Annotated in this window: 12 protein-coding genes; 9 read left to right on the forward strand and 3 right to left on the reverse strand. The window is 71.1% G+C overall.

Going from position 1 to position 12,899, the window contains the following annotated elements:
* The first annotated feature begins 81 nt into the window (after positions 1–81).
* Genes O9255_RS01650 through xerC form a run of 4 tightly spaced genes read left to right on the forward strand, consistent with a single transcriptional unit; the run spans position 82 to position 2,738 of the window.
* Positions 82–216 (forward strand): lipoprotein, encoded by a 135-nt coding sequence (locus O9255_RS01650; RefSeq protein ID WP_297865084.1) that lies wholly within the window; start codon positions 82–84, stop codon positions 214–216.
* A complete protein-coding gene (dapF, locus tag O9255_RS01655) occupies positions 213–1,109 on the forward strand; it encodes a diaminopimelate epimerase (protein WP_297865085.1) in 897 nt (298 codons plus the stop codon). The genes O9255_RS01650 and dapF overlap by 4 nt, the downstream gene beginning before the upstream one ends.
* On the forward strand, positions 1,102–1,782 hold the full coding sequence (locus O9255_RS01660; protein WP_297865086.1) for a DUF484 family protein: 681 nt from the start codon (positions 1,102–1,104) through the stop codon (positions 1,780–1,782). Before dapF ends, O9255_RS01660 begins: the two co-directional genes overlap by 8 nt.
* Positions 1,779–2,738 carry a tyrosine recombinase XerC gene (gene xerC / locus O9255_RS01665; protein WP_297865087.1) on the forward strand — a complete coding sequence of 320 codons (960 nt, stop codon included), beginning with the start codon at positions 1,779–1,781 and terminating at the stop codon, positions 2,736–2,738. Before O9255_RS01660 ends, xerC begins: the two co-directional genes overlap by 4 nt.
* Positions 2,739–2,787: 49 nt before the next feature.
* Here xerC and O9255_RS01670 read toward each other — a convergent pair whose 3' ends face one another.
* Positions 2,788–3,366: a DUF3313 family protein gene (locus O9255_RS01670; RefSeq protein ID WP_297865088.1), complete on the reverse strand. Its 579-nt coding sequence runs from the start codon at positions 3,364–3,366 to the stop codon at positions 2,788–2,790.
* A 146-nt stretch (positions 3,367–3,512) separates the two neighbouring features.
* On the opposite strand from O9255_RS01670, the gene O9255_RS01675 reads away from it, so the two are divergent.
* Positions 3,513–3,872 carry a DUF971 domain-containing protein gene (locus tag O9255_RS01675; RefSeq protein WP_297865089.1) on the forward strand — a complete coding sequence of 120 codons (360 nt, stop codon included), beginning with the start codon at positions 3,513–3,515 and terminating at the stop codon, positions 3,870–3,872.
* 57 nt (positions 3,873–3,929) lie between these two features.
* Here the strand turns inward: O9255_RS01675 and O9255_RS01680 are convergent, their stop codons facing one another.
* Positions 3,930–5,333, reverse strand: a complete 1,404-nt coding sequence (locus tag O9255_RS01680) for a serine protease (RefSeq protein WP_297865090.1) — start codon at positions 5,331–5,333, stop codon at positions 3,930–3,932.
* Positions 5,334–5,506: 173 nt separating this feature from the next.
* Between O9255_RS01680 and ubiE the strand changes: the two genes are divergently transcribed.
* Positions 5,507–6,268 carry a bifunctional demethylmenaquinone methyltransferase/2-methoxy-6-polyprenyl-1,4-benzoquinol methylase UbiE gene (gene ubiE, locus O9255_RS01685; RefSeq protein ID WP_297865091.1) on the forward strand — a complete coding sequence of 254 codons (762 nt, stop codon included), beginning with the start codon at positions 5,507–5,509 and terminating at the stop codon, positions 6,266–6,268.
* A 10-nt stretch (positions 6,269–6,278) separates the two neighbouring features.
* Here the strand turns inward: ubiE and O9255_RS01690 are convergent, their stop codons facing one another.
* Positions 6,279–7,868 carry a GspE/PulE family protein gene (locus O9255_RS01690; RefSeq protein WP_297865092.1) on the reverse strand — a complete coding sequence of 530 codons (1,590 nt, stop codon included), beginning with the start codon at positions 7,866–7,868 and terminating at the stop codon, positions 6,279–6,281.
* Positions 7,869–7,943: 75 nt separating this feature from the next.
* Here O9255_RS01690 and O9255_RS01695 point away from each other — a divergent pair, with 75 nt between their 5' ends.
* The 3 genes from O9255_RS01695 (at position 7,944) to O9255_RS01705 (ending at position 12,801) form a co-directional block, all read left to right on the forward strand.
* Positions 7,944–9,809, forward strand: a complete 1,866-nt coding sequence (locus O9255_RS01695) for a M1 family metallopeptidase (protein WP_297865093.1) — start codon at positions 7,944–7,946, stop codon at positions 9,807–9,809.
* 6 nt (positions 9,810–9,815) lie between these two features.
* Complete coding sequence (locus O9255_RS01700; protein WP_297865094.1) at positions 9,816–10,811, forward strand: alpha/beta fold hydrolase; 996 nt, start codon at positions 9,816–9,818, stop codon at positions 10,809–10,811.
* Between the two features lie 82 nt (positions 10,812–10,893).
* A complete protein-coding gene (locus tag O9255_RS01705; protein WP_297865095.1) occupies positions 10,894–12,801 on the forward strand; it encodes a S9 family peptidase in 1,908 nt (635 codons plus the stop codon).
* Positions 12,802–12,899 lie beyond the last annotated feature (98 nt).

The following is a 12,899-nucleotide window of genomic DNA, read 5'->3' on the forward strand; positions in this document are numbered from 1 at the left end:
TCGGCCCGGAACCCGCCCGCGGGGCTTCGGAGGCGCAAACGTATTCATCGGCGGCGGGGCGCCGTCGCTATACTCGCGGGCATGAAAACCATCCGCCGCCTTTTGCCGATGCTTCTCGCCTGCGCCCTGCTCGCCGCCTGCGGCAACAAGGGTGATCTGGTGCGTCCCGAGCCCAAGGCCGACGTGCCGTCGGGTGCCGGAGCGGCCGCGGGATGAGCATCCCGGCGCCGCCGCGCCGTCGCTTCAGCAAGATGCACGGCGCGGGCAATGATTTCGTCGTGCTCGACCTGCGCGACGGTGCGCCGCCGCCCACGCCGGCCGAGGCCGCGCGCATGGCCGACCGCCATCGCGGCATCGGCTTCGACCAACTGCTCACCATCGAACCACCGGCGACGCCGGGCGCCGTCGCCGATTACCGCATCTGGAATGCCGACGGCAGCGCCGCCGGTCAGTGTGGCAATGGCGCGCGCTGCGTCGCCGCCTGGCTGCGGCGCAACGGCACCGCCCGCGCAGCGCGCTTCGCGATGGGCAGCCCGGCCGGGCGTATCGAAGCGGACGCGCTCGACGACGGCAGCTTCCGGCTGGCGATGTCAGTGCCGGTGTTCGCACCGGCGCGCATCCCACTGGTCGCGCCCGCGGAAGCCGCGCGCTACGTCGCCGATGGCCCCTTCGGGGTGCTGGCCTTCGGCGCGGCCTCGATGGGCAATCCGCATGCCCTGATCGAAGTGGCCGCCAGCGCCTCCGCTCCGCCCGGCAGTGCCCTGGCCGCCGTCGATGCCGCGGGCATCGGGGCCTGGCTGCAACGCAGCGGCCGCTTCCCCGACAGCGTCAACGTCGGTTTCGCGGAAGTGCTCGCTCCCGACCACATCGCGCTGCGCGTCTTCGAGCGCGGCGTGGGCGAGACGTTGGCCTGCGGCAGCGGCGCCTGCGCCGCCGTCGCCATCCTCGTGCGGCAGGGCCGCGTCGACCGCGCGGTGCGCGTCGATCTGCCCGGCGGCACCCTGCACATCGACTGGCCGTCCGACGATGCGCCGGTGTCCATGCGCGGCCCGGCCGCGTTCGTTTTCGAAGGGGAGTGGTGGGATGAAGGAACCGATGCCCATGGCTGAGGAACGCAACGCACGCAGCGAGGCCCACGAGGTGGCGCAGTGGCTGCGCCGCCATCCGCGCTTCCTCGAGCACTTCCCGGACCTCGCGGTCACGCTCGTCGTGCCCAAGGACGGCGGCGCCAGCGCCTCGCTGGCCGGCTACCAGCTGGAAGTGCTGCGCGAGAAGAATCGCGAGCTCACGCGGCGCCTGCATGAACTGTCCGGCAACGCACAGGACAACGAGCGTCTCGCCGTCCGCACGCACCAGCTCACGCTGGCCCTGATGCGCGCCGGCAGCGCCGCCGACACGCTGCGCGCGATGGTGGCGTGCTTGAGCGAGGATTTCGCCGGGGATGCCGTGCGCATCACCTTGCTGGCGCCGGTGATGGGCCTCGAGGAAGCGTCGTGGTGCCAGGCGGTGCCGGCTTCGGATCCCCGCATGGAGGCCTTCCGCGAGGCGATGGCCAGCGGCGAGCCGCTCTGTGGCCGCTTGCCGCCGGATCGCCATGCCCTGCTGTTCGGCGATGCCGCGGATCGCGTGGCGTCCTGTGCCGTGCTGCCGGTGGCCGGCGTCGGCCTGGTGGCGGTGGGCAGCGTCGACCCGAACCGCTTCTTTCCCGGCATGGGCACGCTGTTCCTGCGGATGATGGCCGAGGCCTTGGCCACCGCGATAGGGCGTCCTTCGCCGCGATGAACCGGCCGGCGGACGACGGGCGCGAGGCCGGAGAGCAAGTCCTCGACGCCGCGCTTGCGCGTTTCCTCGACCACCTCGCCGTGGAGAAGCAGGCTTCGCCGCACACGCTCGACGCGTATCGTCGCGACCTCGCTGCGCTGCGAACGTGGGCCGGCACGCAGGGCTTCGCCGGATGGGGCGGGATCGACGGCCTCGCGCTGCGCGCCTTCGTCGCCGACGAGCACGCCCGCGGGCTGTCGCCACCAAGCGTGCAGCGGCGGCTTTCGGCGTGCCGCGCCATGTTCCGCTGGCTGTTGAAGCACGGCGAGATCGCCGCCGATCCGAGTGCCGGGCTTCGCGGGCCGAAGGCGCCCCGCAAGCTGCCGCAGGTCCTCGACGCCGATGAGATGGGCCAGCTCGTCGAAGTGCCGGACGACGCGCCGCTCGGCCTGCGCGACCGCGCGATGATGGAGTTGTTCTATTCCTCGGGCCTGCGCGTTTCCGAGCTCTGCGCGCTGCGCTGGGGCGATCTCGACCTCGCCGGCGGCGAAGTGCGCGTGCTCGGCAAGGGCCGCAAGACGCGCATCGTTCCGGTGGGCCGCCATGCGCGCGAAGCCTTGGCGGCGTGGGCGGCGAGCGAGGCCGCCTCCGCGTCGAGCGCGTCGTCCGGCGTGGCGTCACCCGGTGCCCGGCCGGTCTTCCCCGGCCGCGACGGCGGACCGATCACGCCACGCGCGGTGCAGAAGCGCGTTCGCGAGCTGGCCATGCGCCAAGGCGTGTGGAAGCGCGTGCATCCGCATCTGTTGCGGCACAGCTTCGCCAGCCACGTGCTGGAAAGCTCCGGCGATCTGCGCGGCGTGCAGGAGCTGTTGGGTCACGCCAACATCGCGACCACCCAGATCTACACCCACCTCGATTTCCAGCACCTCGCCAAGGTCTACGACGGCGCGCACCCGCGAGCGAAACGGAAACCCTGAAACGACGAAGGCCCGGGTTGCCCCGGGCCTTCCTGTGCATCGCGGCGCGTCAGCGCGAGGCCGTTTCCGGCTGCGCCACCCACGACGGCAGCTGGCGCGACCACAGCGAGAACGCACGGTCGGCGTCCTGCCAGACGCCGATGCGCGGCGTACCGTCACTGAAGCTGCCGACGTAGCGGTCCTTGAGCACGGCGATGTCGCTGCCGTCGCGCGAGAGGCGCATATCGACGGCGGCGCCGCCGGCGTACACCGACTCGAAGCCCAGGCCAGGCTCGCGATGGTAGTCGGCCATCGTCGGGCGGCTGGCTTCAAGGCGCGTCAGCGTGGCTTCGATGACGAGGACGCCCGGGCCGGGCGCATCCACCACGGTGAAGTCCTTGGCGAACGCGCGGCGCAGCGCGGCAGTGAGGTCGGCCGCTTTCGTTTCCGCGTCGCGCGCGGTCACCGGGCGCGGCTCGTCGCCGCGGGTGCCGACGCGGCGCGCAGCAGTCGGCAGCTCGAGGGTGACCGGCGCGATGTGGACGCTCTGCACGTTCGACAGCGCGGCGGGCTGCATCACCTGGGCCTGGTCGAAAGCCAAGGCGGGCATGGCGACGAGGGCGAGGGCGAGGAGAGGGGGCTTGCGCATGGCATGTCTCCATCAGTGGACCCCCCGAGCATAGTCCTCCCCCGCCTTCACCGGCCTGAGCGTGGGCCGAATGTTCAGCGGGCGCTGAAGTGCCTGAACCCCGCCAACCCGCGACGGCGACCCGCCAGGTCTGTTGAAATCGCGGCATGACGCCCCGTCCGACCGCCATCACCCTGCACCGCGCCTCGCGCGCCCTCGAGGTCGCCTTCGACGACGGCGCCATCGTCCGCCTCCCGGCCGAGTACCTGCGGGTGGAATCGCCCAGCGCCGAGGTGCAGGGGCATGCCCCGGAACAGAAGATCCTCGTCGCCGGCAAGCGCGAGGTCGGCATCGAGGCTGTGGAGCCTGTGGGCCATTACGCCGTGGCGCTGCGCTTCACCGACGGCCACTCGACGGGCCTCTACACCTGGGCCTACCTGCACCAGCTCGACCGGGAGCACGCGACGCGCTGGGCCGCCTACGAGGCCGCGCTCGTGGCGGCCGGTTTGTCGCGCGACGCCGGTTGAAGTCCGGAAACGCGACGCGCCCCTTGCGGGGCGCGTGCGGTCATCCGACAGCGGCGATCAGTTGCCGAGCAGGGTGCGGAAGTTGGCGTACACGTCGCTGAAGCGCGAGTAGTAGTCCGGATCACGCGGTGCGCTGCAGAAAGAGAGGCCGCCGTAAAGGCCGCCGCGCAGCTGGTACTGGCCGCTCGAGGTGACGGTGTAGAGGGCCGAGCCCGACGAACCGCCCTCGGTGACGCCCGAGCTCCACACCACGCGGTAGAACGGGCCCTTGCCGTCGATGCGGCCCGACAGCGAATTGACGCTGCCGCGCGAGGTCTTCTTCACGTCGCCCGAGGGGTGGTGGACGCCCCAGATCGCGGTGCCGGTGCTGGCGATGGCGGCCGAACTCCAGCCGGCGTAGGTCGCGCCGCTCGGCGGGGCGGTCTTCAGCTCGAGGAGCAGGGTGTCGCGGCTGTTGTTGTTGTGGCGCAGCGTGGCGCCGCCGGTCAGGGTGCGGGCACGCGTCGCGACGGTGGTGCCGCCGCAGCTCGCGGCTTCATAGAACCAGTAGGTCTGCAGCGTGTTGGCCACCGTCTGCGTGCTGATGCAGTGGTTGGCCGACCAGAACAGATGGCGACGCGGCGAGTTGCTGTTGTTCAGCAGGGTGCCCGTGCACAGGTACGACGAGCCGCCCTGCGTGAACACCATGCGGGCCACGGCGTCGACCGCCGTCTGGTAGCCCGAAGGCGCGTTGGTGACGCAGCGCGAATCGATCTGGCAGCTGTCGCTTTCGCCGATCTTGGCGGTCACCGCTTGCAACATGTCGGGTGCGGCCGGGTCGATGTCGAAGTGCGAGAGCTGCACCGGGCGAAGGCGCAGGCCGCGGACGGCGGCGAGCGGGCCGCTCACTTCCACCGTCATCGTCTCGCTGCCCACCACCGGCGACCAGAACAGGCCGTCCAGCGCGATGTCCTTGCCGGCCACCGTGAAGGCGCCGTCGGCATCGCCGAAGCGGAAGCTGAGCTGGTCGACGAGGCCGCGCAGACCGGCGTCGGCATCGCTACCGAGGCGGCTGCCGGCGCGCTCCAGCGCGAAGCCGGCGCGCAGGGCCTTGGCGTCGGCCGAGCCGAGCTGGAAGCGCAGGATGCCGCTGCGGCCGGAGCGCACCAGGGCGCCGCGGCTGCTGTCGGCGACGTCCTCACCGAGCTCGCGGACGAAGCCGATCTCCATCGGCTGGCCGTTGAGACGCTGTTCGACGCGCCGCTTGGCGACAGCGTCGTTTTCCAGCGCGTCGGGCGCGGCCAGCATCGCCAGGGCGGGCGCGGCCCCGTTCGACAGGAAGGACGCCCGGCCCTGGGCGCCGGCGTTGTCGGTGCCGACGGCGGTGGCGGCGGCCATCTGCACTTCGGCGGGTGCGGCGGCGAAAGTCGGCGAGGCGAGGGCGGAGGCAAGAGCGAGGACAAGCAGATGCTGCGAGCGCATGGTGTTCCCCTGGTCGTTGGATGGTTGGAAGGTCTGGCGGCCCGCCGCGCGACGAGCGTCGCTGCGGCTCCCCTGGGAGCGCCAGAGGGCCGTGATAGCACCAACCGCGGCGGCGAAGTCCAAGAAAAGACAAGAAATGCCGCCCCGCGCCCGGCGGTGGGATAATCCCGGCCATGAGCAGCGAAACCCGCCCCGAGGGCACGACCCATTTCGGCTTCCGCGACGTGCCCACCACCGAGAAAGCCGGCCTGGTGCGCGAGGTGTTCTCGTCGGTGGCTGGCAAGTACGACCTGATGAACGACCTGATGAGTCTTGGCGTGCATCGGGTCTGGAAGCGCTACTTCGTGGCCACCTCCGGTGTGTCGAAGGGCGACCGCGTGCTCGATCTCGCCGGCGGCACCGGCGACATCGCCGCCCTGCTGCACGAGCGCGTCGGCGAGTCGGGCGAAGTCGTCGTCGGCGACATCAACGCGGCGATGCTCGGCGTCGGCCGCGACCGCATGACCGACCGTGGCCTCGTTCGCGGCCTGCGCTGGGTGCAGTTGAACGCCGAGGCCTTGCCCTTCCCGGACGCCAGCTTCGACCTCGTCACCATCGCCTTCGGCCTGCGCAACGTCACCGACAAGGCTAAGGCGCTGCGCGAGATGCACCGCGTGCTGAAGCTCGGCGGTCGCGCGCTGGTGCTGGAGTTCTCGGAAGTGAAGCCGGAGTGGTTCAAGCCGGTCTACGACTTCCACAGCTTCAAGGTGTTGCCGCGTCTGGGCCAGCTGTTCGCCAACGATTCGGCCAGCTACCAGTACCTCGCCGAGAGCATCCGCAAGCACCCGCCGCAGGATGAACTCAAGGCGATGATGGCCGAGGCCGGCTTCGAGCGCTGCGACTACCGCAACCTCAGCGCCGGCATCTGCGCGATCCATTCCGGCTATCGCGTCTGAGGCCTCGGCCTCAGTCGGTACGCGCGCGGAAGGCCTCCTCGAGCGAGATCTCGCCGCGCATCGCCATTGCCGCAGCCGTCGTGGTGAGCGGCACCATGCCCTCGGCGACGGCCGTCGCATGGATGCGGTCGGCCTCGGCACCGGCGTGGATCAGCGGCAGGATGCCCGGTGACGTGACCATCAGTTCGTAGGCGGCGGCGCGTCCGCGCACGCCCAGGCTTTCGCACTGCGCGCAGCCGCGGCCTTTCCACACCGTGGCGTCGGCGGGCACGCCCAACAGCCCGGCGATGCGCGGGTCCGGCGTGGTGGCTTCGCGGCAGGCCGGGCAGATCTTGCGCACCAGGCGCTGCGACATCGCGCCGAGCAGGCTCGCCCGCAGCAGGTAGGGCTCGACGCCGAGGTCGAGCAGGCGCGTCACGGCGGTCGCGGCGGTGTTGGTGTGCAGCGTGCTCAGCACGAGGTGGCCGGTGAGCGCGCTTTCGATCGCGATCTCGGCGGTTTCGCGGTCGCGGATCTCGCCCACCATGATCACGTCGGGATCGTGGCGCAGGAAGTTGCGCATGGCGGTGGCGAAGGTGAAGCCCGCCGGCCGGTTCACCTGCATCTGCTGGATGCCATCGATGCGGTACTCGACCGGCTCTTCGATGGTGAGGATGTTGATGCGCTGCTTCGCCAGCGCTTGCAGCACTGCGTACAGCGTGGTGGTCTTGCCGCAGCCGGTCGGCCCGCAGACGAGGAACAGGCCGTGGTCGCGGGTGACCAGGTCGTCGATGCGCTCGCGGTCGCGCGCGCTCAGGCCGATCTGTCCGAGGTCGCGGAGGCCCTGCGAGGTATCGAGCAGGCGGATGGCCACGCTCTCGCCGTGGATGCTCGGCAGTACCGAGATGCGCAGGTCGATGGCGCGGCCGTCGGGCAGGGTGAAGGCGGTTCGGCCGTCCTGCGCCGTGCGGTGCTCGGCGAGGTTCATGCGGCCGATCACCTTGATGCGCGAGACCAGCGCCGGGAGCAGCGCGGGCAGGAAGCGGCGCACGGGCACCAGCTCGTCGTCGATGCGGTAGAGCAACTCGGCGTGGTGTTCGCCCGGGCGCAGGTGCACGTCGGAGGCGCGGCGGGCGATGGCGTCGGCCAGTGCCTCGTTGATCAGCCGGATGATCGGTGCCTGGCCGGCGATGCGCTCCATTTCCATGGGCGAGCCAGGCTCGTTGCGCGAGTCGCCGGCGTCGAGGCCGAGGTCGCGGGCGATCTGCACGTCGTCCTGGCGGTCGTAGTGATCGGCGAGCGCCACCGTCAACTGATGCGGGTCGGCGGCGAAGGGGATGACCGTGCAGTCGGTCAGGAAGCCCATGGACTGCCGGGATTCCGCGTCATCGGGGTGTGCCATCGCGACGGCGAGCAGATGGCCATGCCGGCGCAGCGGCAGGCCGTGAAGGCGCCGCGCGGCGCGTCCGGGGATCTGGGCCAGGGCCTTCGGGTCCGGCGCGATGCGACGGAGGTCGACGGTGGGGGTGTGGCCGTGGCCGAGGCGCGGGTCGAGCCCGCTCGCGAGGCGGGCCAGGTAGTCGTCGAGGCGGGCGGGGTCGTCGAGATCGAAAAGGTCCATGCTTCCCAGCATGGGGGGCAGGCGGCTGCCGCGCTTTGAGTAAACTCAAGCCGTCCCCTGAACGGCCCAGCCTGCATGCGCCTGCTTCTCGCTTTCGTCCTCGCCCTGTTCGCGGCGGTCGCCCAGTCGGCCGACCGTGCCCATGACGAACACAGCGCCGCCGAGCCCGCTACCGTGCGCATCAGCGCCATGGCGCTGGACCTCCGGGTGGATTTCGCCGCCCGGACGCTGGCCGGCGAGGTGGTCCATACCCTCGCTTGGGCCGACCCGGCGGCGGCCGGCCCCGCCGAACTGGTGCTCGATACCCGCGATCTCGCCATCGAGCGCGTGCAGGCCCGCAAGGGCGACGGCCGCTGGCAGCGCGTCGAGTTCAGCCTTGCCGAGCGCGATGCCATCTTCGGCAGCACGCTCCGCATTGCCCTGCCTTCGCGCATGGATGCGGTGCGCATCCGCTACCGCACCTCGCCCGAGGCCTCCGGCCTGCAGTGGATGACCCCGGCGATGACGGCGGGCGGTAAGCAGCCTCTGCTGTTCAGCCAGTCGCAGGCCATCCATGCCCGCAGCTGGGTGCCGCTGCAGGACACGCCAGGCGTGCGCTTCACCTACACGGCGCGAATCCGCACGGCGGCGGGCCTGATGGCGCTGATGAGCGCCGACAACGACCCGGCCGCGCGCGCCGACGGCGACTACCGCTTCACCATGGCGCAGCCGATCCCCAGCTACCTGCTGGCCATCGCCGTGGGCGATTTCCGCTTCAAGGCGATCTCGGAGCGCGCCGGCGTGTGGGCCGAGGCCCCGGTGCTCGACCGCGCCGCCGCGGAGTTCGGCGATACCGAAAAGATGATCGCCGCCACCGAGACGCTCTACGGCCCCTACCGCTGGGAGCGCTACGACCTGCTGATCCTGCCGGCGAGCTTCCCGTTCGGCGGCATGGAGAACCCGCGCCTCTCCTTCATCACGCCGACGGTGATCACCGGCGACAAATCGCTCGTTTCGCTGATCGCGCACGAGCTGGCGCACTCGTGGTCGGGCAACCTCGTCACCAATGCCAGCTGGAAGGACATGTGGCTCAACGAGGGCTTCACCAGCTACGTCGAGAACCGCATCGTCGAAGCCGTGTACGGCCGCGAGCAGGCCGACATGGAGGACGTGGTGAGCCAGGGCGGCCTGCGCGCCGAACTGGCCTCGCTGCCGCCGGCCCAGCAGGTGCTGGCGCTGCCGCCATCGCCGGGTCGCGACCCGGACGAGGCCCTCACCGACGTCGCCTACATCAAGGGCCAGTGGTTCCTCTCGTTCCTCGAGGGGCGCTTCGGCCGCGAGGCCTTCGATCCCTTCCTGCGGAAGTGGTTCGACGAGCATGCGTTCAAGAGCGTGACCACCGATGACTTCCTCGCCTTCCTGCGTCGCGAGCTGATCGCGAAGAACCCGGGCAAGCTCACCGAGGCCGAGCTGGCCGCGTGGATCGCCGGCCCCGGCCTGCCCGAGACCGCCGTCGCGGCCACGTCGCCGCGCCTCGCCGCCGTCGACGCCGCGCGCGAGGACTGGCTGAAGCGCCGCGTCGCGGTCGCCGAGCTCGACACGTCGAAATGGATCACGCAGGAGTGGGTGCACTTCCTCGAGGGCCTGCCGGAGGACATCGCCGCCGAGCGGCTGCTGGAGCTGGACGGCGCCTTCCGCTTCACCGGTACGGCCAACGGCGAGATCGCGCAGCGCTGGTACCCGATCACCGTGCGTGCGGGCTATTTCGAAGCGCGTCCGGCGCTGGCGCAGTTCCTGCGCAAGGTCGGTCGTCGCAAGCTGATCCTGCCGAGCTACGTGGCGCTTGCCGAGACGCCGGATGGCCTCGCCTTCGCGACCCAGGTGCTGCAGCAGGCCAGCGCGGGCTACCACCCGATCACCCGCGGCGCCGTGCAGGCCGTGCTCGACGCGGCGGCGAAGTAAGCCGCGATGCCCGACGCGCGCGTGCCGACCGTGTCGTCCGGTGCGCCGCGAGGTTCGCGGCGCCGCACGATCATCCTCGCGGCGCTGGCCTTTGACGTCCTGATCGTCATCGGCCTGCTCGCGTGGCGGCCGGAGTGGGCGCTGCAGGGCTGGTTCGCCGCGCAGCGCCTCCAGGCCGGTGCCGAGGTGCGCAGCGTGGAGGTGGATGGCCAGCGCATCGTGCAGCTCGAGGCCGGCCCCGTCGACGCGCCGCTGGTCGTGCTGCTGCACGGTTTCACCGGGACGAAGGAGAACTGGCTGCCGCTGATGGCCGAGCTCTCGGCGACGCATCGCGTCATCGCGCCGGATCTGCCCGGTTGGGGCGAGAGCCAGCGCGAGCCCGGCGCCGATTACGGCGTGGTGGCGCAGTCCGAGCGCATCGCCGCGTGGCTCGGCACGCTGCCGCGCGTGCCCGATCTTCTGGCCGGGCACTCGATGGGCGGCCACATCACCGGCCTCGTCGCCGCCCGCCATCCCGAGCGCGTGCGGCGCATCGCCCTGCTGTCGGCGGCAGGCGTGCCCTTCGCGCCGAACGAATTCGGCCGCGCCGTGCTCGATGGCGGGCACCCCTTCGCCGTCGAGGACCGCGCGTCGCTCGACCGCTACCTCGGCCTCGTGTTCACCGACCCGCCCTTCGTGCCGTGGCCCGCGGACCGTGCCCTCATCGCGCGGCGCATCACCGACAACGCGTTCGAGCGCGAGGTCCTCGCGCGCCTGCGCGGCGTCGAGGCTTTCGCGGTGCAGCCGCTGCTGGGGGACATCCGTGCGCCCGCGCTGCTGCTGTGGTGCGACGACGACCGCGTGATCGACCCGAGCTCTGCGGCGCTCTATGCCGCGGGATTGCGCGAATCGCGCACGGTGATGCTTCCGGGCTGCGGCCACATGCCGATGATGGCGGCGGCGGAGGAGGTGGCCGAGGCGCTGCGCGCGCAGGCCGCCATGCCGGGTTCGCCCGAGGGCTGAACCCCGCGGGCGGGAGGCGCCGGGCGTCGGGTGTCGTGACGGAGTAGGCTGCGCGGGCGTTTCCACACCCGGGAGTCCGCCGATGCGCGCCACCGTCCTGTTGTCCGCTGCCCTGACGCTCGCCGGCGCGCTCGCGCCCGGTGGGTCCGCCGCTGCCGAAGCCGTGCCGAAGTACACGGCCGCGCAGTTCTTCGACACCACCTCGTTCCGCGTCGCCGATGCCGGTGGTCTGGCCTTCTCGCCCGACGGCGGCTCGGTGCTGATCAGCTCCGACGCCACGGGCGTCTTCAACGCCTACGCACTGCCGGTGGCCGGCGGCGCACCGGTGCCGCTCACCGCGTCGACCACCGACGCCGTGTTCGCCGCCAGCTACCTGCCCGACGGTCGCGTGCTGGTGCAGGGCGACAAGGGTGGCAACGAGCTCACGCACGTCTACCTGCGCGAGGCCGACGGCACGCTTCGCGACCTCACGCCTGGCGACACGCTCAAGGCCGGCTTCGCGGGCCTGAGCCCGGACGGCAAGACGCTGTGGATCACCTCGAACGCGCGCGATCCGCAAGCCTTCGATGTGCTCGCCTACGACACCACGACCTTCGAGAGCCGCGTGCTGTTCCAGAACCCCGGTGGCTTCCTGCCCGCCGAGGTCTCGAACGACGGCCGCTGGGTGGCGCTGGAGAAGCCCAACACCTCGGCCGATTCCGATGTGTACCTCGTCGACCTGAAGGGCGACGGCCAACCTGCACTGATCACGCCGGGCGAGGGCGCGGTGTCGAACAGCGTCTATGGCTTCACGCCGGACTCGAAGACGCTGGTGATCGCCACCAATGCGCACGGCGAGTTCAACCAGGCGTGGACGCACGACCTCGTCAACGGCGAGCAGAAGCCGCTGATCGAAGCCGACTGGGACGTGATGTTCGTGGCCTGGTCGCCGAGCGGCCGCTACCGCGTGTCGGCGATCAATGCCGACGCCAGCACCGCGCTGACGATCCTCGACACCCGCGACGGCCAGCCGCTGCGCTTCGAGGGCCTGCCCGACGGCGACATCGGCGCGGTTCGCTTCTCGCCGGACGAGGCGCGCGTGGCCTTCACCGTGGCCTCCGACACCTCGCCGTCCGATGTCTTCGTCGCCGATCTCGCCGACCGCAAGGTGCGTCGCCTCACCACCGCGCTCAATCCCGCCATCGACGAGTCGCACCTCGTCGAGGCGACGATCGTCCGCTACACGGCCGAGGGCGGCGTGCAGATTCCGTCCGTGCTTTACCGCCCGAAGGGCGCGTCCGCCGCGAACCCGGTGCCGGCGGTCGTGCTGGTGCACGGCGGCCCCGGTGGGCAGACGCGCCGCGGCTACAGCGCGATGGTCCAGCACCTCGTCAACCACGGCTATGCCGTGCTCGGCGCCAACAACCGCGGCTCCTCGGGCTACGGCAAGACCTTCTTCCACATGGACGACCGCCAGCACGGCGAGGGCGACCTGCGTGACATCGTGGCCGGCGGCGACTGGCTGCGTGCGCAGGACTGGGTGGCCGATGACGAGGTGGCGGTGATGGGCGGCTCCTACGGCGGCTACATCACTGCAGCGGCACTGACTTTCCACCCCGAGGCCTTCGAAGCGGGCATCAACATCTTCGGTGTCACCAACTGGGTGCGCACGCTGGAGTCGATCCCCGCGTGGTGGGGTGCCCAGCGGCAGGCGCTCTACGACGAGATGGGCGACCCGGCCACGGACGCCGAGCGCCATCGCCGCATCTCGCCGCTGTTCCACGCGAAGAACATCGTGCGTCCGATGCTCGTGGTGCAGGGTGCCAACGACCCGCGCGTGCTGCAGGTCGAATCCGACGAGCTGGTGGCGGCGGCGCGCGCGAACAACGTGCCCGTGGAGTACGTGCTGTTCCCCGACGAAGGCCATGGGTTCCTGCGCCGCGAGAACCGCATCACCGCGCAGGAGGCCTACCTCAAGTTCCTCGACACCCACGTGCGAAAGGCCGACTGAACCCGCGCCGGCGGCGTTCCTGCCGGTCATGGGCTGAAACGGAAACGGGCGCCTCACGGCGCCCGTTTTTCATTCCGATGGCCCGAGGTTCGGGCCCG

Origin of the sequence: Silanimonas sp., assembly GCF_027530345.1 — a bacterium.
In the GTDB taxonomy this organism is placed as follows: Bacteria; Pseudomonadota; Gammaproteobacteria; order Xanthomonadales; family Xanthomonadaceae; genus Silanimonas.